This window comes from Bacteroides sp. 43_46 (genome assembly GCF_001915455.1).
In the GTDB taxonomy this organism is placed as follows: Bacteria; Bacteroidota; Bacteroidia; order Bacteroidales; family Bacteroidaceae; genus Bacteroides; species Bacteroides caccae.
The window spans coordinates 4,099-26,758 of the sequence record NZ_MNQN01000132.1 but is presented as its reverse complement, the minus strand read 5'-3'; the positions used below and the strand labels follow the sequence as shown (position 1 = coordinate 26,758).

Here is a 22,660-nt window from a genome sequence, read left to right as displayed (position 1 = left end):
GAATCAGTGAAAGTTAAGGGTTGAGAGTTAAGAGTTTCAATTCATCAGACAGACGATCGATAATATCTTGAGCTACTTCCGTTTTTGATTTCAGGGGGTAGTCAGTACGGCCTTTTCTGTCTATTATACTTATTTTATTCGTATCGTAACGGAATCCGGCTCCCGCATCATTGAGCGAATTAAGTACAATGAAGTCGAAGTTCTTGCGTTCGAGCTTTCCTTCGGCATTCTGCTGTTCATTGTTCGTTTCGAGGGCAAAGCCTACCAACAACTGATTCTTACCTTTCAACGCTCCCAGACTTGCCGCAATATCTTCGGTTGCCTGAAGATGCAGAGTCAGTTCTTCCTCCTTCTCACGTTTAATTTTCTTATCGGCTACCACCTCCGGACGGAAATCGGCTACTGCCGCACAAAGAATACCCGCATCGGCTTCGGCAAAGTATTTTTTCGACGCTACCGACATTTCGCCGGCAGACTCTACATCAATGCGACGAATGCGGGAATGTTGTGTTTTCAGTTGCACGGGTCCCGCTATCAGTGTCACCTGCGCTCCACGACGTGCACATTCTTCCGCGAGGGCAAACCCCATTTTTCCGGAAGAATAGTTGCCGATAAAACGGACAGGGTCAATCTTCTCATAAGTCGGCCCGGCTGTAATCATTATTTTCTTACCTTGCAGCTCACCGTTTGCAGAAAAAAATTCATCCAGCACACGGATGATATTCTCCGGTTCCTCCATACGTCCCTTCCCTACAAGATGACTGGCAAGCTCACCCGTACCCGGCTCGATAATATGATTGCCGTAAGAACGAAGTATCTCCAGATTCTTCTGAGTGGCAGGATGAGCATACATATCGAGGTCCATAGCCGGAGCTACAAACACCGGAGCTTTCGCCGAAAGATAGGTCGTTATCAGCATATTATCAGCTATCCCGTTTGCCATTTTGCCAATGGTAGAGGCAGTGGCGGGAGCTATCAGCATCGCATCTGCCCACAGTCCGAGGTCAACGTGGCTGTTCCACGTTCCGTCACGTTGGGCAAAGAATTCACTGATGACCGGTTTGCTGGTCAAGGCCGATAGAGTAATGGGAGTAATAAATTCTTTTCCCGCCGGAGTAATCACAACCTGCACTTCCGCTCCTTGCCTGATAAGTCCGCGGATGATATAGCAAGCCTTATATGCGGCAATACTGCCGGTAATTCCAAGAATTATCTTTTTTCCTTTTAGCATTATTTCGTAATCAAATTACTCATTTCACGCAAGCGGATCTTAGTCAAGGCCGCCTTCGTATTCAGCGTGAAATCACTATTCAAAATCCAACTGTAATATCCGGGGTCTTTCTTCAACACCTCGGCTACCGACATTCCTTTATACTTTCCGAAGTTGAACACTTCCGTTCCATTATCATCGTAAACCATACGTCCTGCAAAATCTACGTTTTTGCTGAAACTGGAATAATCGGCAAGGAATGCGATGTCATTCTGAAGATCCGGATAACGGTCGAGCTGTGCCTTCAGCACCTCGTATGTAGCCCGTGTATCCGCTTCGGCAGTGTGCGCATCTTCCAGATTTTTCTCGCAATAGAACTTGTAGGCTGCGGACAGGGTACGTTGTTCCATTTTATGAAATATCACCTGTACATCCACAAATTTACGTTTGCTCATATCAATGTCCACCCCGGCACGCAGAAATTCTTCTGCCAGCACAGGAATATCAAAACGGTTGGAATTGAATCCGGCCAGGTCGCATCCTTCAATGTCACGGGCAATATTCTTTGCCACTTCCTTGAAAGTCGGGCAATCTGCCACGTCAGCGTCATAAATGCCATGCACGGCGGAAGATGCTTCGGGGATGTGCATTTCGGGATTGATACGCAGAGTTTTCGCTTCCTCATTCCCGTTCGGGTAAACTTTCAAATAACAGATTTCAACGATTCGGTCTGTGTTGATATTGGTTCCTGTCGTCTCAAGATCGAAAAAGACAATAGGGTTTTTCAGATTTAATTTCATTTTTATTCATTTTGTTTCACAACAGAGGACGCGGAGGACATAGAGAGTAAATGAAAGGAATGTCATTCAAATTATCCTCTGTGTCCTCCGTGTCCTCTGTCGTGAAATGTATATTAATCGTTCAACATCATCGGCATTAACAACATCAGCAGGTCTTCATTTTCTTCCTGTTCCACCGGTACGATGACACCGGCACGTGAAGGATCGGCAAGTTCGATAACAACTTCGTCTGCCGAAATATTGTTAAGAATGTCGATTAGGAATGTAGACTTGAATCCGATGCTCATTGCCGCACCTGCATACTGGCAGACTTGTGTTTCTTCGGCAGAAGTGGAGAAGTCGATATCTTGTGCGGAAATCACGATCTGGTTCTCCTGCATACGAAGTTTAATCAAGCTGCTGGCCTGTGACGAGAAAATAGACACACGGCGCAAAGCTCCGATCAGCTGTTGCCGGTCGACCGTCACTTTATGCGGGTTGTTCTGCGGAATTACAGAGTTGTAGTTCGGATAGCGTCCTTCGATCAAACGGCATACCATGCGATAGCTATCGAGCATAAACACAGCGTTGCGTTCATCAAATTCGATCGTCACAGAGCCTTGTTCCTTCGGCAGAAGGTTTTTGAGCAATGTAGCCGGTTTTTTGGGAAGGATGAAAGCAGCACGTTCGTTACCTTTGGCAGCCAGCGTCTTGCAACGTACCAGCTTGTGGCCGTCCGAAGCCACCATTGTGATATCTTCTGTTGTAATATCGAAATAAATACCGTTCATCACCGGGCGGAGTTCGTCGTCGGCAGTAGCGAAGACCGAGCGGTTGATTCCCCCCAGCAACACTTCCGCTTCCATTTCCACACGAACTGCGTTGTCACCCAATGTAGCCGATTGCGGAAATTCGTCCGCATTCTGTCCCATTAGGCTGTATTTCCCATTCTGGTACTGCACTGTTATTTCGTAGTTGTCCGGATTGATCAAGAACGTGAGAGGTTGTTCCGGAATTTCTTTCAGTGCGTCGAGCAAAGTTTTCGCTACTACGGCAAAACGCCCGTTGGTATCGCTTTCATTCACTTCTACGGTAGTAACCATTGTAGTTTCACTGTCAGATACAGTCACAGACAATGTTCCGTCTTCCAGTTCGAAGAGGAAACAATCGAGAATAGGCAGCGCATTTTTTGAATTAATCACACGGCTGATAGCCTGTAAATGGCTGGAAAGAGCAGTACTTGAAACGATAAATTTCATATATTTTCGTGTATTTAAGTTTTAAATGTTCTATCGCACAAAGTTACGAAAAAAGATTGGGGCTACCCAATAAAAACAAAAGAAAAAAACAGGCTTTGTGTGAAGGATATTACTAAAAAATTGTAACTTCGCCGCAGAATTTAAAATTATTGCAATGGAATTTACAGGAAAAATCATCGCTATCCTCTCTCCGAGAGGCGGAGTTTCAAAAACTAGCGGCAACGAGTGGAAATCACAAGAGTACGTAATCGAAAACCATGACCAATATCCGCGTAAAATGTGTTTCGACGTGTTTGGCGCAGACAAAATCGAGCAGTTCAACATTCAAATGGGCGAAGAACTGACCGTATCATTCGACGTTGACGCCCGCCAGTGGAACGACCGTTGGTTCAACAGTATCCGTGCATGGAAAGTGGAGCGTGTAGGCGCAGGTGCTCCAATGGCTCCGGGTGCTCCCGTTCCTCCTCCGGCTCCTGCCGCTACTCCGGAATTTACTCCGGGTGATGCCAAGGACGATCTGCCTTTCTAAGCCGAAAGTATTCCGCTTGACGATACAGATAAAAAAACTCCCGGTGAGAATGATTCTTGCCGGGAGTTTTTTTATACCCGCACTTTGTAAAGATTCCGCCGTGGGCTAAGCGTTCTTCATCCCGGGGCCGGACGACGCTCCGCTGCGGGACGGGAAAAATCCGCCCATGACTTACGGAAGAAACAAAGCAATATCAGCAACAGCAGTTCCCCCGAAAAAAATTCAACCAGCAACAGCAACAGCAGTTTTATCTTTCTTTTTCTTTCTGTTTCTATTCTTTCTCTTATACTCTCTTCTCTTCTCTTGGCTTATGGTTCGGTTATGGTTCGGTTTTCGCGCCCTGCCAGAAGGCGTTTCAGAAGTTTTATTTTTCGAAAAAAGAGCGATATTTTTTTATTTGTTTTTTGCAGGTTTTCCGTTGTTTTTCCATAGTTTTTTCCACTCTTCCAGTCAGGATATTCCTGTTCGAGAACGTCCTTTTTCCGTATAGAAAAACAGCCTTTCAGATGAATTTTCCGAATGGATTTTACTCCGATTTATACCGCAAAACAATATTGGGATATACCACTCCGTCAGCACAAGTAAACTGGGCAAAGAGTATAAAATTACGAAAAAATTCGGAGTTGCGCAGGAAGAAATCCGGCACGAAATGAATTTGCTTTGCTGCCTGATGAAACAGATGATCGAAGTCTGCCATTAACATGAAATGGTAGGAATCGGACAAGTTATCCATTCCTGTCCGGTATGCTATCGCTCCATTGAGCACCTCGCCTTTATCCAACTGGCGTATGTAACGGGACAGACTATTTTCATCGGGCGCCAACAGCAAACGCCCTTCATAAAATGTGGCGTATGTATGCGATGTCGGTTCGGCAAAACCAGTTAGTTGCGTAAACAACGTTGTTTGAGGCAGGCGATAGACGGGGTAAGCTTTATTGGCAGTATAACAAAAAGTTATCAGGGGTGTTTTTCCCCGTTCTTCGGCAGAAACGGTGTTGATAAGAGAGCGCAGCATCCGTTCCGCTTCCGTCACGTCCGACACCGACAGGCTCAGAACCGCCGCCGCTTCCCGCAACGTATCTTCACGCTGGAAAAGACAGGCAACCAGTTCCTGCCCGGCATTCTCCATTAGATAATGAGACAACTCCCGATTCCTATTCCGCACGTCACTGGTACGAACGCCCGTCTCCTGCATATCTCCATAAGAAAGCAGAGATGCCCAGTCCGTGACTCCCTGTTTAGTGAAATAGAAAGCGGTGGAAGGCAATGCCTCACCCGGAAATCCTTCCACTGATTCCTGCTGACGAAGCACATTCATAAACGTGAAGCAAGTATCCGTTTCGTGACAGACACCCGTAAAATAAATGAAATCATCCCGCAGCTTCATATCAAACTCCGTCCAGCCCATCATACCTTCCAAATGGGCATAAACAGTGGCAACCGCCGGACTTTTCTTCGGGGCGGCCGCTTCTGCAAAGGTAGGATCGTCCGCCAATGATTTTCCGGTCTTGTGAGCATCAATAACGGTTTCTATCAACTTCTTCTGATAACTCAAAGCCATAAAATCGGATGTCAGGTAGCATGCCAGAAAATCCCCGTCCGCCATAGGATAAATCGTTATATCCTCTCCCTTATACTTGAAAGTTTTCGGTGGATAAAGAGATGAGACATACTTCTGCACGAAACGGTCAATCAGTTGCCGGTCGCCCTCCCCCAATCTGCAATATAGCACCTGGTTATGAATATTGTCCGGCTCATGAAAACTAATCAACATTTGATTCATTTGCCGGCTCAATCCGTGAGGCGCTTCTTCCTGAAGGGTATAAAGATACTGTTTCAGATACGAAAACAGTTTGGATACATGAAGATATTGCTGATTTTTACTACAAGCCAGATCGTCTACTTCCGCCACAAATTCCAGTATGTCATCAGTGACAAAAACTGCCGAAGCAGAGGGCGGAACCAATTCGTAGAGATTGAAATCCTTTTTTCCTTCGGCGGCCGACAGCCTGAAAAAAGAGTACAAAGCGAAACCTGCGCACAAAAGTACAACAGAAGAAGTGATCGCTATTTTCACTATCGTACGAAGTTTCATAATATTCGCTGTTTATCGGCTAAGTGCAAAAATAATAATTTCTACAAAGAAAACAAAACTTTTGCTAAATATTTCACCGGAAATCAAAGAAGGATTTCCAATCCGTCGTATGCCAGGTGAATATTCTCCGGGAGTTTCCGTTCCACCTCTGCATGCAAGCCCATATCATGACTCATGTGTATAAAGTATGTTTTCTTCGCCCGAATGCGCTGCGCAACCGCCAACGCCTCCTCCAAATCCTGATGTGTGGGATGCGGGGCTATCCGTAGTGCATTCACTATCAAAACATCTATTCCGGCTAATTGTTCATACGATTCTTCGGGCATAGTCAGCATATCGGTGATGTAGCCAAGCTGTCCGATGCGGTAACCCAGAATCGGCAGCCGCCCGTGCATCACACGCAAAGGTATGACCTCCGTAGTATTTATAAAGAATTTCTGCCCGACCGATATTTCCTGCAAAGGAATATCGGGAACACCCGGGTAGCGATGATCTACAAAACAGTAGGGCATACGCAAGCGCAAAGCGTCCGACACGTATTGTTCCGCATAGATAGGCACAGAACCGAAACGGCAGAACGGACGCAAATCATCCAGCCCGCCCACATGGTCATAATGTTCGTGAGTAATCAGCACACCGTCTATCCTTTCAAAAGGCAGGCGTAAGACCTGCGTCCGAAAATCGGGACCGCAGTCAATCAGTATCCGTGCATCGCCTGTCTCTACAATAGCAGACGTGCGCAACCGGTTATCTTTCGGGTCGGCAGAAGTACAGACCGGACACGTACAGCCAATCTGAGGGACTCCCGTCGATGTTCCACTTCCAAGTATTCTTATTTTCATTTCTTTCAGACGAAATTTACTTCCGGATGTATATCTATGCCGAACTTCTCACGGACAGAAGCCCGCACCGCATCCGAAAGCGCAATTATATCACTACCTTTCGCTCCACCGCAATTCACCAGCACCAAGGCTTGCTTATCGTGTACAGCCGCCGGACCTAAGGCTTTCCCTTTCCACCCGCACTGATCGATCATCCAGCCGGCGGGAATCTTCACCCGTCCTTCCGGCAGTTCGTAGTAGGGCATTCCCGGATATTCCTGCTGTAAAGCTTCCAGCTTCTCCCTCGGCACAATCGGGTTCATAAAGAAACTACCGGCATTTCCCATTACTTTCGGGTCGGGCAACTTAGCCTCACGAATGTCAATAATGATTTTCCGGACGACAGGCAAAGTCAGCGCAGGATATTTTTCAAGTTCCTGACGAATCGTTCCGTAATCGAGCATATAATGTTCCTCTTTACTAAGCCGGAAGCAGACATGAGTCACAAAAACGGATTTGTTCTCAGGACGTTTGAAGATACTGTTGCGATAGGCATAGCCACATTCTTCAACAGAATAAACGCGTTCCCGCCCCTGAATGTTCACCGTTTCCACGGTTGTTATCAAGTCCTTTACTTCCACGCCGTAGGCTCCGATATTCTGCACAGCGCTTGCACCTACCTCGCCGGGAATGAGTGAAAGATTTTCAGCTCCATACCACCCGTGTTCTACACAATATGCCACAAAATCATCCCACACCACACCTGCGCCTACACGCACGGAAACAGAGCGCTCGTCTTCCTCCGCCACTTCGATTCCTTCGATACGGGAGTGCAACACCACTCCTTCATAGTCTTTGGTAAATAACAGGTTGCTGCCGCCGCCAATATGCAAAAAAGGTGTCGTAACGGCACCTTGCTCAATCAACGTCTTCAGTTCTTCCACCGAAGCATATTCAATGAAACGGTTGGCACTGACGTCAATGCCGAAGGTATTGTAGGGTAAAAGAGAATACATCGTTTAAAGTTATATAGTTATTCTATTCGTTATATGTCGATAAATGCAGACTGTTATATTCGCTATCATCAGATGCTTACATCTTCAAATTTATATAGCTCCCATTCGCCTGCTTTCCGGCGAAAATAAAGAATATTCGAAAACCCGTTTCCGATTCCTTTCAGTGCCAGGATTTTAGTTGGCGATCCGTCATCATTCCGTTGCCCGTAATTGATATTCGAAAGGCGTTCGGCAGGCAATGCCGGCTTGAAGGCAAACCACTGGTTCAAATCGAGAGTAGTCTCCAGCACAGAGAAATCATCGTCCGGATCGGTAGTAACAAAAGCCAATGGCTCACGCACACGCTGGCTCTGGAAAAGGCTGTCGGTAGCGAAATGGCCGAAGAACTCCACAAAGTCCTCGTTTTCATCCCGTTCGATAGGACGCAGATTGATAGCCTCCAGAATCCACGCTCCCTTGATACGCTCAAAGTAATATTTCTTCATCATCCGTGTCTTCACGAATATCCACTCCACTTGCACGGAAGTGAGAGAGGTATCTCCTACCAAGTCCATGTCTTCCTCTTTATCAAACAGGAGCGTATAATAATGCTGTTTGGTAAACAGGTTGTCGTGCTTCCAGTTACGTTCCTCGATATTCGCCTTTTTATCTCCGTTGTAGTAGGGCAACGGAAATTTCACACGCTGACGTTGCAACACATCATCGGAAGCAAAATTATAGATGAAATCGTCGAAAGATTCGTCAGCCTGTATAGGCTGCGGATCTTCCGGCAATTCATCCAGGTGGATTGAATCGGCTTTGTGCCGGATAGAATCCACCTCTTGAGTAATAGATGCGAAGGGGTCAATCTTAGCTTTTTTATTGCTACAAGCACCCAGTAAACCGAGTAATATGACCCCTGCAATTAGTTTTTTCATTATTTTAATTTCTCTCTAAGCTTTTCAAGCATATCCACCGTCATGCTTTCCAGGTCATAAGCCGGCTTCCAACCCCACTCTTCACGAGCACAGGTGTCGTCCAGGCTGTCGGGCCAACTATCGGCAATGCGTTGTTTCAACGGGTCTACATCGTAGATCATCTGAAACTCCGGCACATGCTTTTTGATAGCTTGATAGATCGTCTCCGGATCGAAACTCATAGAGGCGATATTGAAAGCATTGCGGTGTATCAATTTTGTCGGATCAGCTTCCATAAGCGTAATCGCTGCATTCAGCGCATCCGGCATATACATCATATCCATTAAAGTGCCTTCTTTGATAGGACACACAAATTTTTCACCTTTTACAGCCGAATAATAAATGTCGACAGCGTAATCGGTTGTTCCTCCACCCGGAGGGGTTACGTTCGAGATAATGCCCGGGAAACGGACTGCACGAGTGTCGACACCATATTTATTAAAATAGTAGTCGCTCAACAACTCGGTTGTCACTTTAGTAACTCCATACATGGTACGCGGACGCTGAATGGTGTCCTGCGGCGTCTTCGTATGAGGTGTACTTGCACCAAAAGAACCGATTGAACTGGGTGTAAACACGGCACATCCCTGTTCGCGCGCTACTTCCAATACATTCCATAGCCCATCAATGCCAATCTTCCAAGCCAGCTTCGGCTTCGATTCGGCTACCACTGATAGCAAGGCAGCCAGATTATACACTGTGTCAATGTGGTATTCTTTCACCACAGACGCAATCATTTCCCCATTGGTCACGTCGACAATAGCCGCCGGTCCTGATTCTTTCAACTCTCCCTTAGGTTCTGCACCCGGGATATAACCAGCTACCACGTTTGTGTTACCATAGCGTTTACGTAGCTCCATCGTTAACTCGGAGCCGATCTGTCCGGTGGCTCCAATAATCAAAATGTGTTTCATTTTTTCTTCGTACTTAAATTATTAAGCTAAATAGTGCGCAAAGTAAGCACTTTTTTTTCAGATTTTAATCAAAAAGATATGGTTATTCCAATAAAAATTGTGTCCTTTGTAATCGAACTTAATTACTCAAACACTATGTACGGTAAAATGAAAGATTTTCTCAGCCAAACATTGGCTGAAATTAAAGAAGCCGGTCTTTATAAAGAAGAACGACTAATTGAAAGTGCGCAGCAAGCTGCCATCACTGTAAAAGGTAAAGAAGTGCTGAACTTCTGCGCTAACAACTACCTGGGACTGTCCAATCACCCCCGATTGATCAAAGCTTCCCAGGAAATGATGAACCGACGCGGATATGGTATGTCCTCCGTTCGTTTCATTTGTGGAACACAAGATATACACAAAGAACTGGAAGCCGCTATTTCCGACTATTTCCAAACAGAAGACACGATTCTATATGCTGCCTGCTTCGATGCAAACGGTGGTGTGTTCGAACCGCTTTTCTCGGATCAGGATGCCATTATCTCGGATTCTCTGAACCATGCTTCTATTATCGACGGTGTACGTCTTTGCAAAGCTAAACGCTATCGTTACGCCAATGCTGACATGAACGAGCTGGAGAAATGCCTGCAAGAGGCACAAGCTCAACGTTTCCGCATTATCGTTACAGACGGCGTGTTCTCTATGGACGGCAACGTAGCTCCTATGGATCAGATTTGTGACCTTGCCGAGAAATATGATGCACTGGTTATGGTAGACGAATCACACTCTGCCGGCGTGGTAGGCGCTACCGGACACGGCGTAAGCGAACTCTACAAAACTCATGGTCGTGTGGATATTTACACCGGTACGCTGGGTAAAGCTTTCGGAGGTGCTTTAGGAGGATTTACTACCGGACGTAAGGAGATTATTGACTTACTGCGCCAACGCAGCCGCCCGTATCTGTTCTCCAACTCATTGGCTCCGGGCATTATCGGTGCAAGCCTGGAAGTATTCAAGATACTGAAAGAAAGCAATGCGCTGCATGACAAACTCGTGGAGAATGTAAATTACTTCCGCGACAAGATGACTGCTGCCGGATTCGATATCAAACCGACACAAAGTGCTATTTGCGCTGTCATGCTGTATGACGCGAAGTTGTCACAGATTTATGCCGCACGTATGCAGGAGGAAGGTATCTACGTAACCGGATTCTATTATCCGGTAGTTCCGAAAGACCAGGCACGTATCCGTGTACAAATCTCTGCCGGACACGAGAAGGAACATCTCGACAAGTGTATCGCTGCCTTTATCAAAGTAGGTAAAGAACTCGGTGTACTGAAATAAAAAACATTTTCTTTTCTTCCATTGTTATTATTGTAATCATAAGGATTTGATTATCGACAATAACAATGGAAGATTTTTAATTTATATATGGAAGAACTTACTCTCACCACCCCTGCTCTGCTTTTCTCCGCAGTTTCACTGATATTATTGGCTTACACCAATCGTTTCTTATCGTATGCACAACTTGTACGCCAGCTGCGAGACCGCTATATGGAAAACCCTTCGGACATCACCGTGGCACAGATTGAAAACTTGCGGAAACGACTGAACCTGACACGTACCATGCAAGGGCTGGGCATTGCAAGCCTGTTTTTCTGCGTAGTGAGTATGTTTCTGATTTATATCGGACTGCAATTATTATCCGCTTATGTCTTCGGACTGGCTTTGATTCTGCTGATCGCATCTCTGGGCGTATCTTTCCGCGAGATACAGATTTCTACCCGTTCGCTGGAGATCTATCTCGGGGCAATGGAAAAAGGACACAAAAAATAGATTATTCATCTGCAAATCTGCACACTATTACACATGAAATGAAAAAGAAGCTGTCCGGAAATAAATCCAAACAGCTTCCTATATATTATAAATATATTTTCAGACTATTATCAACGTTGTCCCAACTGTGAGTCAACAAAGAAGATACCGGTGTCACCGGCTTTCTTGATCTTATCAACGATCCCCTGTGCAGTAGCTTCTTCTTCTACCTGTTCGCGAACGAATCCCCACAAGAAGTCCTGAGTTGCTTTGTCCTTCTCAGCGGCAGCCACGTCAACCAGTTTGTCTACCAATGCAGATACATGGCATTCGTGTTTGTAAACGTGTTCAAACACTTCCAACGGAGTACCCCAGCCGTTAGGAACGACATCAATCTTGTCGACCATTGCAGTTCCACCACGCTTGATAATATAATCAGCCATTGCATAAGCATGTCCCATTTCTTCCTGAGACTGTTTCTTCATCCAATGTGCAAAACCGCTGAAACCTTCTTTCTCAAAGAAGAAAGACATTGCCAAATACAGGTTAGACGACCACATTTCTGCTGTGATCTGTTCATTGATTGCCTTTTGTAATTTTTCTGAAATCATAATCGTATCTTTTTATTAAGTTGTTAATGTAGTTTCTTATTGAACTCATTACAAAAATAACAAGATTTCAGTTAAAATTGTTCCGACTCCCCTGTATTTTTAAACTACATTCACATTTTATTTACACCAACTCGTCAGAAGTATATCCTTTCGGCAACTCACGACAGTTGTAGCCGGAAGCCATAATCTCACCGTAGGCACCTGCTGAGCGAAGAGCTATCAAGTCGCCTCGCTTCACCTTGTTCAGATCGATCGCTTTTCCGAAAACATCCGACGATTCGCAGATAGGCCCTACTACATCATAAGATTCTACCGGTTCTTCAGAAGTGATGTTTTCCATTTTGTGGTATGCCTGATATAAGGCGGGGCGGATCAAGTCCGTCATGCCTGCATCAAGGATAGCGAATTTCTTTTTCGCTCCCTGTTTCACATATAACACTTTGGAGATCAATGAACCGCATTGGCCAACGACTGCACGCCCCAACTCAAAATGTAGAGTCTGATAAGGACGCAGTTTCAGTTGTCCGGCATAGGTTGAGAAATAATCCTTAAAGTTGGGAATTGCCTGACGGTTGGGATGTCCGTAATCAATGCCCAAGCCACCGCCTACATTGATGTGTTCCACCAGAATGCGACGGGCTTCCAGCTTATCCTGCAATTCGTTGACACGGTTGCAAAGGGCAATAAAGTCACCCATATCCAGAATCTGAGAACCGATGTGAAAGTGAAGTCCGATGAATTTGACATGCTTCATTTCTACTGCCACATCTATCACTTTATCCATATCCTGCATACTGATTCCAAATTTGTTCTCGGCCAGGCCGGTCGTAATATTGGCATGAGTATGCGCACCGACATCGGGATTGATACGGAAAGCCACATTGGCTATCTTATTTTGAGCAGCAGCAAGTTCGTTTATCACTTCCAGTTCAGGAATAGATTCTACATTGAAACAGAAGATTCCGTATTCCAGTCCGAGGTTAATCTCCCAATCGGCTTTGCCTACTCCCGCAAAGACAATTTTGCTTGCAGGAAATCCGGCACGGATAGCAGCACGGATTTCTCCACCACTCACACAATCTGCTCCCATACCGCTTTCACGGATAATGGTAAGCACTTTCGGATTGGCGTTTGCTTTTACTGCATAGTGTACGGAATAGTTAGGATATTTGGCAACCTCCTGGTTGATAGCCGACAATGTATCACGCAGCACTTTCGTATCGTAATAATAGAAAGGTGTCTGCAAAGTACGGAACTTATCGATTGGAAATATTCCTTTCATAACTCAAAAAACTTGTTTAGTTAGTTAAAAAAGAGCGCTTTTATCAGTTTGGTAAAAGCGCTCAATATAATTTGTGGAATTATTTGTTGTTGAAAAGCATATCGCTCAGCGACTGTAATGCTGTCTTCTTGTCACATTCCCGAATGAGGAAAGAAATGTTGTAGTTACTTCCTCCGAATGAAATCATTCGTACCGGTATGTCACGCATGGCGTCAAGCGCTTTTGCTTCGAAACCGACGTTCTCCCACTCCAGGTCGCCCACGACGCAGATGATACACATTTCTTTGTCGACGGTCACTGTACCGTATTTCTTCAAGTCATCCAGAATCTCGTTCAGGTGTTTCGTGTTATCTATCGTGACAGACACACCGACTTCCGAAGTACAAATCATATCGATCGAAGTCTGGTAACTTTCAAAGATTTCGAATACTTTGCGCAGGAAACCATGAGCAAGCAACATACGGCTTGACTTGATTTTAATGGCCGTAATGTTATCTTTTGCAGCTACAGCTTTGATTTTCCCTTTCTCTGTGTCATTAGAAATTAATGTCCCCGGAGCATGCGGATCCATTGTATTCAACAGACGTACAGGGATATTGGCATATTTAGCAGGCTGAATGCAGGTCGGGTGCAGAATTTTTGCACCGAAGTAAGCCAACTCGGCTGCTTCTTCAAAATGCAACTGGCGAACCGGGGCAGTCTTGTCGACAATGCGCGGGTCGTTGTTGTGCATTCCGTCAATATCTGTCCATATCTGGATTTCGGAAGCATTCACGGCTGCACCAATCAGGGAAGCTGTGTAATCGCTGCCACCACGTTGCAGGTTATCGATCTCGCCATAAGCGTTGCGGCAGATGAAACCTTGTGTGATATAAATATCCATATCCGGATAAAGTTCGAGCTGTGCCTGCAGTTTCTCCTTAATATATACAGGGTCCGGTTCTGCGTTCTTGTCAGTACGCATGAATTCCAAAGCCGGAAGCAATACTGACTTCACACCACATTCCTGCAGATAGAAGTTCACCATAGCCGTAGAGATAAGCTCTCCCTGTGCCAAAACCACTTTCTCTTCGAACAAAGTGAAAAGGTCTTTAGTGTAGGAGCGGATGTAGTCGAAGTGAGACTTGATGACTTCCAGACCTTTCTGTTTATACTCCTGAGTTGCGTACAGTTCATCAACGTGCTGTTTATATTTAGCCTCCAGCTTATTGATAATCTCGTTGGCACCCTCCGGATTCTTCTTATACAGATAGTCCGAAATTTCCACCAATGTGTTTGTCGTACCTGACATAGCTGAAAGGACAACAATCTTCTGTTCACCATCGGTAATCAATTTGGCTCGCTGAGCAGAACCTACGGAAGTTCCTCCAAACTTTAAAACTTTCATTTTCGTTACTGTTTTAGTTATCTATATTTAAATCTATTTCTATTGTTCTCTGTCGGGGCATATATTCGTCGGTCACATCGGTGATATGATGTTCGGCACAACGGTATACCCTGCCGGGATATTCTTTCAGTAATTGCAGATTGTGCGTCGTCATCACTACGGACGAACCGGTTTCACAAATGTTGTGCAACAACTCTACAATGGACTTACCTGTCTCTACATCCAGGTTTCCGGTCGGTTCATCCGCCAGAATGATAGCCGGAGAATTAAGTACGGCACGTGCGATTACGATACGCTGCTGTTCGCCACCGGAAAGCTCGTTAGGGATTTTATAGCCTTTATTGGACATCCCCACTAAATCAAGCACTTCCTCAATACGTTCTTTTATCTCTTGTTTATTCTTCCAGCCGGTGGCACGAAGTACAAACTCCAGATTATTGTACACGGTACGGTCTGTCAACAGTTGAAAATCCTGAAACACAATGCCTAACTTCCGGCGTAGCTGCGGGATATGCTTACGTTTGATAGAGCGCATATTATAGCCCAGCACTTCCGCATCACCGTCAATTACGTCCAGTTCGCCATACAAGGTCTTGAGCAGACTTGTTTTTCCGGAGCCTACTTTTCCTATCAGATAGACGAACTCTCCTTTGTGCAGTTCCAAATTTACACCACTTAGCACACAGAGGTCCTGCTGATGTATTTCTACGTTCTTATATTGAATTAATGCTTCTTCCATGTACTGCTATGTCTTTCCTGCAATTCGCGTGCAAGGTCTTCGATGCGGTAACCTTTTGAAGTTAATAATACAATCATGTGATAAATCAAATCGGCTCCTTCGTAAATCAAACGCTCATTGGTGCCGTTTGTTGCTTCAATGACAGTTTCTACTGCTTCTTCGCCCACTTTCTGTGCTATCTTATTGATTCCGGATTCGAACAGACTGGTCGTATAAGAACCTTCCGGCATTTCTTCATGACGTTTGTCAATAAAATCCTGCAATGCTTTCAGAAACATGACCGGTTCTTCATTCTTTTCACCCCAACAAGTATCCGTACCTGTGTGGCAAACCGGACCTACCGGATTCACCTGTATCAATAACGTATCATTGTCACAATCGGCCTTGATAGAAACGACGTGAAGGAAATTGCCGCTCTCTTCGCCTTTCGTCCAAAGACGGTTCTTTGTTCGGCTGAAAAAAGTTACTTTTCCGGTTTCTACCGTTTTATCATAAGCCTCTTTATTCATGAAGCCCAGCATCAGGACTTTACGTGTTTCGTTGTCCTGTATGATAGCCGGAACGAGTCCGTTCATCTTATCGAAATCCAATTCCATTTTATTTTAAGTTCTTAATTTACTTATTCGCTAATTATGTGCAATTATCCTATGACAAATCCTTCGCCGCAGCCTAAAAACCTGTTTTTGCAACGCAACAATTACCTAATGGTAATTCCTTCGCCGCAAAGATACGATTTTAATTCGGGAATTTTTATTTCTCCGAAGTGAAAAACACTGGCAGCCAGTGCCGCATCTGCTTTTCCTTGCAAAAAAACGTCACGGAAGTGCTCTTTGCAGCCTGCACCTCCCGAAGCAATCACAGGAACCGAAAGTTGTCCAGCCAAAGCGGCAAGTGCCTCGTTCGCATATCCGGTCTTTACTCCGTCATGATTCATGCTCGTAAAAAGGATTTCTCCGGCCCCACGTTCCTGTGCTTCTTTTGTCCAGTCAAACAGATCCTTGTCAGTTTCAATACGTCCACCATTCAGGTAGCATTTCCAGCCTTTTTCCGTTTGCTTGGCGTCTACTGCCAACACACAAACCTGCGAACCGAAATTCTTGGCAATCTCGTCAATCAACTGCGGGTTGCGGATAGCAGACGAATTGATAGAAATCTTATCGGCGCCGGCATTCAACAGACGGTCCACATCACTTAATTCATTGATTCCACCGCCTACGGTAAACGGAATATTGATATTGGCAGCAATCCGTTTTACCAATTCCGTAAAAGTCTTACGCCCCTCATGGCTGGCAGTAATATCCAGAAAAACAAGTTCATCAGCTCCCTGTTCACTATAAGCACGTCCCAATTCCACCGGATCACCGGCCTGGCGCAAATTTACAAAATTCGTTCCTTTCACGGTTTGTCCGTCTTTGATGTCCAGACAAGGTACTATTCTTTTTGCTAACACAATCCTATTTTTATTTACTGTTTGACAATTCAAAATCAGACTTTCAAAAGTCTCAATCCAAAAAGATTCTCAAGTCTTGCAGGGTGAGATGTCCTTCATAAAGAGCTTTTCCAAAGATTACTCCGGGCACTCCGGCTTCGTTCAAAGCAATAATGTCATCGACATTACTTACCCCGCCGCTGGCCATTAGATAGAGATCGGGGAATTTTTCCAGCATTTCTTTGTACAAGTCAATAGAGGGTCCTTTCAGCATCCCGTCGCAACTGATGTCCGTGCAGATCACTTTCCGGACACCTTTATTTATATAGTCTTCGAGGAACGGGAAAAGTTCACAGGCGCTTTCGTCTTTCCAACCGTTTACGGCTATCTTATGTTCCTTTACGTCCGCTCCCAATATGATTTTCTCACTTCCATACACTTCCAGCCAATGACAGAACAGTTCGGGGTCTTTCACGGCAATACTGCCGCCCGTCACCATTTGCGCACCGCTTTCGAAAGCTATTTTCAAATCTTCATCACTCTTTACTCCGCCGCCAAAATCTATTATTAAGGAAGTACGGGTAGCGATTTGTTCCAATACTCGATGATTGATTACATGGTGAGAAGCAGCTCCGTCCAAGTCCACCACATGGAGTCTGCGAACACCGTTCGCTTCAAATTCCTTGGCAACTTCCACCGGATTTTCGTTATATACTTTCTTACTGTCGTAATCTCCCTGGGAAAGGCGTACACACTTTCCGTCAATAATATCAATGGCTGGAATAATTTCTATCATCTATTATTTATTTGCTATTTGACAATTTACAGTTCTCTTATTACTACCTCTTTCCAATCTGTTCAACACCGCTTTTTATCCCCTCAAAAAGTTTATTATAAACGATGAACGAGTTTATTATAAATTATGGTGGAGTTTATTATAAACGGTGACATAGTTTATTATAGATTCAGAAAGTTCGTCAGAATCTTCTCTCCCGTCTTACCGCTTTTCTCCGGATGAAACTGGGTGGCATAAAAGTTATCTTTATGCAAGGCAGCACTAAACGGATGAATATAATCAGTCGTAGCGGCAGTAAAGTTGCAAGTCGGCACATAAAAGCTATGCACGAAGTAGACAAATTCTTCTTCGGTAAATCCTTCAAAGAGTTTGCTGTTCGTTTTGCCGATTGTATTCCACCCCATGTGCGGCACCTTATCTTCGTGCCTTTGCGGAACAAAACGTTTCACATCCACATCAAAAATATTCAGGCAATCCACTCCTCCTTCTTCAGAATAACGGCACATCAACTGCATACCGAGACAAATTCCGAGCACAGGCTGACGCAGGTTCTTTATCAGTTCGTCCAATCCTGTCGCTTTCAAGTGGTTCATGGTAGTTTCCGCCTCTCCTACTCCGGGGAAAATTACTTTATCGGCCGACTGGAGTTCTTCTTTATCGGCAGTAATCACTGCTTCCACCCCCAACCGTTTCAATGCATAATCCACAGAACGGATATTGCCGGCATTGTATTTTACGACTGCTACTTTCATCAGCTAAATATTACTGTTTTATTTTTATAGGCCAAAACTTTACGTTCAATGTGCTTCTGTACCGCACGCGAGAGAACGATTTTCTCCAAGTCCTTTCCTTTGTTTACAAGATCTTCAATAGAATCTTTATGAGTGATACGCACTACATCCTGTTCGATAATCGGACCTGCATCCAACTCTGTCGTTACGTAATGGCTTGTTGCACCAATAATCTTCACACCTCTCTGGAAAGCGGCGTGATATGGTTTCGCACCGACGAACGCAGGAAGGAAAGAATGATGAATATTGATTATCTTATTCGGATAAGCATTAATCATCTGTTCGGAAATCACTTGCATATAGCGTGCCAGTACGATAAATGTAATTTTATGTTTGGCAAGCAGTTCCATTTCCTTACGCTCCTGTTCTTCTTTTGTCTCTTTAGTAATAGGGAACAGATAGAAAGGAATACCGAAACGTTCGGCTACATGTTGCAAATCGGGGTGGTTGCTTATTATAAGAGGTATCTCCACATTCCACTCTCCGGCTGTATAGCGAGCCAGCATATCAAAAAGACAATGCGACAGCTTAGAAACGAAAATTGCCATACGCGGTTTTACATCCGAAAAATAAAGGCGGAAATCCATTTCGTACTTTTGGCCGTAAAGTGTTCTGAAATAATCTTCAATCTTTTCCTGGGGAACCAGAAAGTCTTTCAATTCCCATTCAATACGCATGAAGAAGATGTTTTCTACAATAGATAATATTTCCTTTGTTTACCGTAATAAAGTCTGTCACTTCCGCAAGGATTCCCGGTTTGTCGGGACAGTGCAATAACAGTTTGGCTGTTGTCATCATTCTTTTTACTAATTTACGATTCCCGGCAGAATATTTTCCACCTTTCTTATTTTAGTCCGCAAAAATAACGATTTATTGCAAAATTACGAATTATTCAAGCAGAAAGTTGATATAAAAACGGTGGTTTCTTACAGATAGAAAGAAATCGGGAACTATTTTCTATGAAGAGGATGACAAACTTCAGGATAGTGACGCTATTGTCTTCGGATAACGTCACTATCTCATTATAATGGCGTCACTATGACAACCGGATAGCGTCATTATCCTGAGAGAAGAAAAAACAATATTTTTTTTCATTACAAAAGTACTCAAAATGAGGCACTAAACGTTCTTCTCGTTTTTTCTTGAAAAAAACTTTTCTCAAAACGCTTGCAGATTTACAAAAAACAACTACCTTTGCACCCGCAATCGAGAGAGATGCAGATTAACAAAATGAAATTCTGGTGCGTTAGTTCAGTTGGTTAGAATACATGCCTGTCACGCATGGGGTCACGGGTTCGAGTCCCGTACGCACCGCTTCTTTACTAGAGAGGCGGAAAGAAATAAAATGAGTTAGTCTAAATAAAATTTGGTGCGTTAGTTCAGTTGGTTAGAATACATGCCTGTCACGCATGGGGTCACGGGTTCGAGTCCCGTACGCACCGCTTCTTAAGAAAAGGAAAAAGCTCTGTAAACATTGAATTACAGAGCTTTTTTTATCACTCCCTCCTGCACACACCGAGCACATCAAAAGATATTTTCTTTTCATACATAAGTTTATGATGCCGTACTAATAAAGGGATAATGGAAAATATAACAGAAAGGTTATACATCACATGAGATAATAACAATTAAATAAAAACGTTCTACAATCAATTAAATATAGTATCTTCGTACACGCAAAAAGATAGAAGTTTATATGAAAGAAGTAATATTTGTAATTCTAGAAGGTTTCGCCGACTGGGAAGGTGCATATATAGCTACCTGTTTGAATCAGGGAGTCAAGCCCGGAAATCCTATTAGTTATAAAGTGAAAACTTTATCAATAACCAAAGAACCTGTAAGTTCAATAGGTGGATTCAAGGTGCTGCCCGATTACGGGCTCAACGATATGCCGGAAAATTATGCCGGTTTGGTATTAATTGGAGGAATGAATTGGTTCTCACCTCTAGGTGAACTAATAGTTCCACTTGTAGAAAAAGCAGTAAAAGAGAATAAGTTAGTTGCCGGAATATGCAATGCTTCTGTATTTCTTGGTATGCATGGTTTTCTTAATGAGGTTAAGCATACCAGCAATACACTCGATTATTTAAAACAGTATGCCGGAGACAAATATACAGGCGATTCCAACTATATCAACAAACAGGCTGTAAGAGACGGAAATATTGTAACTGCCAACGGAACCGGGCAGCTGGAATTTTGCAAGGAAATATTATATGCATTAGAAGCGGATACAACCGATGCGATAGAAGAAAGTTATCTGTTTTACAAAAATGGATTCTGCCCGGAGACATAAAACGAATGAAAGAATGACCATTCTTAAAAAAAGAATATTTAAACAATCAGAATGGTTACAATTGTACTACGTCTAAGAGAAATAGGTCTGTATTTATATATATTATTGCATTGAGCGATACAATTTAGTCGCCAATTCATTGTTTTTTTTAAATCGCTATTCTTTTATACAATCTTAAAAATAGTACATTGAGACTATAAAAGCTCTGTCACTCAATTTCTCTTATGTACTATGAGTTCTATTCTACGATAAAGCTCTCCGATTTGAAATTACTATAAAACCTACCGGAAGTTGCCGTAAATTTCAATACACAATAGTCGGAGTCGGTAACACCTTCGGGATAATACATTATATCGCCTTCCTGCCATATCATCTCTTTACTGACACTATCAACCAACACTTCCATGGTACCGCGCAACATTACTCCCCGAAAGAAGCGGTTATCACAAAAGTAAATACAGGCATGACTGTTCTTCCGGTATTGTGCAACACGCATTGACGAAGTATTCGTTGTCAGATAAATCGTTTTTATCCCTTCCCTTTTCCGGGGTTGCAACATGGCTTTGATATTGGGAAATCCTTCGCTGTCTATGGAACCGATAAAGGCTGTTTTCTGCTTGTCAATCATGGTTCCCACCGTTTTTTCTACATCTCTCATCATTTAATAATTTAATTGGTTATTATTTGATGCAAAAGTAAGGATATTGAGCAGAGCCGATGCAATAAAAAGAAAGGGAGAAATAGTACTTTTTACGGTTTATACTTTTTACGGTAAAGCAAGGGAGTTTCTCCCGTATGCTGCCGGAAGCGGCGGATAAAATAAGAAACCGTTGAAAAATGAAGCTCAAACGCAATATCCGATATCGGAGCGTCTGTATAAGCAAGTAATCTCTTAGCCTCATCTATCACTTTATTCTGAATGTATTGTTTCGCACTAACCCCCATTACCGACGTTATGATTTCATTCAGGTAATTGGGAGTGATGCAAAGTTTATCCGCATAAAACTGAACGGAATGTTGTTCCTTCAAATGGGTTCCGACCAAATGGATGAATCTGTCTATATGAGTATTATTGATTTCTTTATCTGTGGGGATTTCTTCGTTTGAAACCGCCTTCTGATACGCCCGCTCCAACAGCATTAGAACTTCATACAGCAATGCCCTCAAAACATGCACGTCATTATCATTCTGTTTGTAAGAGTCAATCTCCGTTTTGATATTGTGTAATACTTGAAGGACACGTGTATAAAGTTCGTCTGGAAGATGCAGTTTGGCTGATGTCTTTTCCGGTTTGAAAAACGCAAGATGCCGGACAAACATGGAATCTCTAAGGAGGGAAGATAAAAACTCATCCTCAAAAATCAAGGCATATCCATTTGTTATATGACGCGTATCCCAGTTCCGAATCTCTCCCGCCTTAGAAAAAAACACATCTTGAGGGAAAGCTTCATAAGTACGGTTGTCAATGGAAAAGCTCCCCTCTCCTTCCGTTATAAAAGTAATGTCATAATAAGTCAATGTATGGACGGAACTTTCAGCCAGGAACTTCTTCACATATTTCAGTTCGACGACATCAATCAAAATGATAAGAAAAACCTTGATGATATTATTAAAATAAAATTTTAATAATTAATTATTTTTTTATACTTGTTACTATTGAGGTAAGTTATTCTGCCAACATTATTCCATCTCCAATAAAAGTATTACCTTTGTTTGTAATTTAACGAGTATATATTATGCCAAACAATATTTTTTTAGAAACCAAATACACAATAGCTGTCCAAACAATAAAGACAGTTATATTACAGAGCCAATATCAAGCAATAAAGCTTTTAAACAAGGAACAATTGGCTTTGTATTATGGCATAGGACGTTATATTTCTCAAAATTCACGTAATGGATATTGGGGAACCGGTGCCATTGCTTTCATTAGCAACAAGCTTCAAATGGAACTGCCCG

The 22,660-nt window shown here is 43.5% G+C and carries 24 protein-coding genes, 2 tRNA genes and 1 pseudogene; 8 read left to right on the top strand and 19 right to left on the bottom strand.

Features of this window, described 5'->3' with window-relative positions:
• Positions 1 to 13: 13 nt before the first annotated feature.
• The 3 genes from coaBC to dnaN form a co-directional block, all read right to left on the bottom strand.
• Complete coding sequence (coaBC, locus tag BHV72_RS16825; protein ID WP_022042195.1) at positions 14 to 1,231, bottom strand: bifunctional phosphopantothenoylcysteine decarboxylase/phosphopantothenate--cysteine ligase CoaBC; 1,218 nt, start codon at positions 1,229 to 1,231, stop codon at positions 14 to 16.
• Positions 1,231 to 2,010: a 3'-5' exonuclease gene (locus tag BHV72_RS16820; protein ID WP_005678125.1), complete on the bottom strand. Its 780-nt coding sequence runs from the start codon at positions 2,008 to 2,010 to the stop codon at positions 1,231 to 1,233. Before BHV72_RS16820 ends, coaBC begins: the two co-directional genes overlap by 1 nt.
• 113 nt (positions 2,011 to 2,123) lie before the next feature.
• Positions 2,124 to 3,248: a DNA polymerase III subunit beta gene (gene dnaN / locus BHV72_RS16815; RefSeq protein WP_005678124.1), complete on the bottom strand. Its 1,125-nt coding sequence runs from the start codon at positions 3,246 to 3,248 to the stop codon at positions 2,124 to 2,126.
• A gap of 154 nt (positions 3,249 to 3,402) precedes the next feature.
• Here dnaN and BHV72_RS16810 point away from each other — a divergent pair, with 154 nt between their 5' ends.
• Positions 3,403 to 3,777, top strand: a complete 375-nt coding sequence (locus tag BHV72_RS16810; RefSeq protein ID WP_005678123.1) for a DUF3127 domain-containing protein — start codon at positions 3,403 to 3,405, stop codon at positions 3,775 to 3,777.
• A gap of 166 nt (positions 3,778 to 3,943) precedes the next feature.
• The gene (locus BHV72_RS16805) at positions 3,944 to 4,267 is read left to right on the top strand and encodes a hypothetical protein (protein ID WP_138333218.1); all 324 of its coding nucleotides are present in this window, start codon (positions 3,944 to 3,946) and stop codon (positions 4,265 to 4,267) included.
• A 36-nt stretch (positions 4,268 to 4,303) separates the two neighbouring features.
• Here the strand turns inward: BHV72_RS16805 and BHV72_RS16800 are convergent, their stop codons facing one another.
• From BHV72_RS16800 to BHV72_RS16780, 5 genes are all read right to left on the bottom strand, one after another.
• Positions 4,304 to 5,872: a DUF3352 domain-containing protein gene (locus BHV72_RS16800; protein ID WP_138333216.1), complete on the bottom strand. Its 1,569-nt coding sequence runs from the start codon at positions 5,870 to 5,872 to the stop codon at positions 4,304 to 4,306.
• An 83-nt stretch (positions 5,873 to 5,955) separates the two neighbouring features.
• The gene (locus tag BHV72_RS16795) at positions 5,956 to 6,714 is read right to left on the bottom strand and encodes an MBL fold metallo-hydrolase (RefSeq protein ID WP_005678121.1); all 759 of its coding nucleotides are present in this window, start codon (positions 6,712 to 6,714) and stop codon (positions 5,956 to 5,958) included.
• 5 nt (positions 6,715 to 6,719) lie between these two features.
• Positions 6,720 to 7,709: a UDP-N-acetylmuramate dehydrogenase gene (murB, locus tag BHV72_RS16790; RefSeq protein WP_005681373.1), complete on the bottom strand. Its 990-nt coding sequence runs from the start codon at positions 7,707 to 7,709 to the stop codon at positions 6,720 to 6,722.
• Positions 7,710 to 7,777: 68 nt separating this feature from the next.
• Positions 7,778 to 8,626, bottom strand: a complete 849-nt coding sequence (locus BHV72_RS16785; protein WP_005678118.1) for a DUF4348 domain-containing protein — start codon at positions 8,624 to 8,626, stop codon at positions 7,778 to 7,780.
• Entirely contained in the window at positions 8,626 to 9,579 is a 954-nt protein-coding gene (locus BHV72_RS16780; protein ID WP_005678117.1) for an NAD-dependent epimerase/dehydratase family protein, read from the bottom strand. The genes BHV72_RS16785 and BHV72_RS16780 overlap by 1 nt, the downstream gene beginning before the upstream one ends.
• 135 nt (positions 9,580 to 9,714) lie before the next feature.
• Between BHV72_RS16780 and kbl the strand changes: the two genes are divergently transcribed.
• Positions 9,715 to 10,902 carry a glycine C-acetyltransferase gene (gene kbl / locus BHV72_RS16775; RefSeq protein WP_032838171.1) on the top strand — a complete coding sequence of 396 codons (1,188 nt, stop codon included), beginning with the start codon at positions 9,715 to 9,717 and terminating at the stop codon, positions 10,900 to 10,902.
• An 87-nt stretch (positions 10,903 to 10,989) separates the two neighbouring features.
• Positions 10,990 to 11,394, top strand: a complete 405-nt coding sequence (locus BHV72_RS16770) for a DUF2721 domain-containing protein (RefSeq protein ID WP_005678115.1) — start codon at positions 10,990 to 10,992, stop codon at positions 11,392 to 11,394.
• A 110-nt stretch (positions 11,395 to 11,504) separates the two neighbouring features.
• On the opposite strand, the gene BHV72_RS16765 is transcribed toward BHV72_RS16770, so the two are convergent.
• The 9 genes and pseudogenes from BHV72_RS16765 to purU all read right to left on the bottom strand — a co-directional run bounded on the left by BHV72_RS16765 (position 11,505) and on the right by purU (position 19,206).
• Positions 11,505 to 11,984, bottom strand: a complete 480-nt coding sequence (locus tag BHV72_RS16765; protein WP_005678114.1) for a ferritin — start codon at positions 11,982 to 11,984, stop codon at positions 11,505 to 11,507.
• 121 nt (positions 11,985 to 12,105) lie between these two features.
• A complete protein-coding gene (gene lysA / locus BHV72_RS16760) occupies positions 12,106 to 13,266 on the bottom strand; it encodes a diaminopimelate decarboxylase (RefSeq protein ID WP_005681376.1) in 1,161 nt (386 codons plus the stop codon).
• 79 nt (positions 13,267 to 13,345) lie between these two features.
• Positions 13,346 to 14,653: an aspartate kinase gene (locus BHV72_RS16755; RefSeq protein WP_286856938.1), complete on the bottom strand. Its 1,308-nt coding sequence runs from the start codon at positions 14,651 to 14,653 to the stop codon at positions 13,346 to 13,348.
• A 13-nt stretch (positions 14,654 to 14,666) separates the two neighbouring features.
• Positions 14,667 to 15,392, bottom strand: a complete 726-nt coding sequence (locus BHV72_RS16750) for a cell division ATP-binding protein FtsE (protein ID WP_286856936.1) — start codon at positions 15,390 to 15,392, stop codon at positions 14,667 to 14,669.
• Entirely contained in the window at positions 15,377 to 15,988 is a 612-nt protein-coding gene (gene hisIE / locus BHV72_RS16745) for a bifunctional phosphoribosyl-AMP cyclohydrolase/phosphoribosyl-ATP diphosphatase HisIE (RefSeq protein ID WP_022042189.1), read from the bottom strand. The genes BHV72_RS16750 and hisIE overlap by 16 nt, the downstream gene beginning before the upstream one ends.
• A gap of 101 nt (positions 15,989 to 16,089) precedes the next feature.
• Positions 16,090 to 16,842 carry an imidazole glycerol phosphate synthase subunit HisF gene (gene hisF / locus BHV72_RS16740; RefSeq protein ID WP_005681379.1) on the bottom strand — a complete coding sequence of 251 codons (753 nt, stop codon included), beginning with the start codon at positions 16,840 to 16,842 and terminating at the stop codon, positions 16,090 to 16,092.
• Between the two features lie 52 nt (positions 16,843 to 16,894).
• Positions 16,895 to 17,617 carry a 1-(5-phosphoribosyl)-5-[(5-phosphoribosylamino)methylideneamino]imidazole-4-carboxamide isomerase gene (gene hisA / locus BHV72_RS16735; protein ID WP_005678106.1) on the bottom strand — a complete coding sequence of 241 codons (723 nt, stop codon included), beginning with the start codon at positions 17,615 to 17,617 and terminating at the stop codon, positions 16,895 to 16,897.
• Between the two features lie 161 nt (positions 17,618 to 17,778).
• Positions 17,779 to 18,369, bottom strand: a complete 591-nt coding sequence (gene hisH, locus BHV72_RS16730) for an imidazole glycerol phosphate synthase subunit HisH (protein WP_005678105.1) — start codon at positions 18,367 to 18,369, stop codon at positions 17,779 to 17,781.
• Positions 18,369 to 19,206 (bottom strand): annotated as a pseudogene (purU, locus tag BHV72_RS16725) (formyltetrahydrofolate deformylase). The gene hisH and the pseudogene purU overlap by 1 nt, the downstream one beginning before the upstream one ends.
• A 442-nt stretch (positions 19,207 to 19,648) precedes the next feature.
• On the opposite strand from purU, the gene BHV72_RS16720 reads away from it, so the two are divergent.
• From BHV72_RS16720 to BHV72_RS16710, 3 genes are all read left to right on the top strand, one after another.
• Positions 19,649 to 19,722 (top strand) — tRNA-Asp (locus BHV72_RS16720).
• Positions 19,723 to 19,776: 54 nt separating this feature from the next.
• A tRNA-Asp gene (locus BHV72_RS16715) sits at positions 19,777 to 19,850 on the top strand.
• A gap of 254 nt (positions 19,851 to 20,104) precedes the next feature.
• Positions 20,105 to 20,701, top strand: a complete 597-nt coding sequence (locus BHV72_RS16710; RefSeq protein WP_005678102.1) for a type 1 glutamine amidotransferase family protein — start codon at positions 20,105 to 20,107, stop codon at positions 20,699 to 20,701.
• Between the two features lie 238 nt (positions 20,702 to 20,939).
• On the opposite strand, the gene BHV72_RS16705 is transcribed toward BHV72_RS16710, so the two are convergent.
• Both BHV72_RS16705 and BHV72_RS16700 read right to left on the bottom strand, forming a co-directional pair.
• The gene (locus BHV72_RS16705; protein WP_005678101.1) at positions 20,940 to 21,362 is read right to left on the bottom strand and encodes a pyridoxamine 5'-phosphate oxidase family protein; all 423 of its coding nucleotides are present in this window, start codon (positions 21,360 to 21,362) and stop codon (positions 20,940 to 20,942) included.
• A gap of 89 nt (positions 21,363 to 21,451) precedes the next feature.
• Positions 21,452 to 22,306: an AraC family transcriptional regulator gene (locus tag BHV72_RS16700; RefSeq protein WP_353744897.1), complete on the bottom strand. Its 855-nt coding sequence runs from the start codon at positions 22,304 to 22,306 to the stop codon at positions 21,452 to 21,454.
• 131 nt (positions 22,307 to 22,437) lie between these two features.
• Between BHV72_RS16700 and BHV72_RS16695 the strand changes: the two genes are divergently transcribed.
• Positions 22,438 to 22,660: DUF1016 N-terminal domain-containing protein (locus BHV72_RS16695; RefSeq protein ID WP_286856929.1), on the top strand; the 223-nt coding region annotated here is incomplete at its 3' end.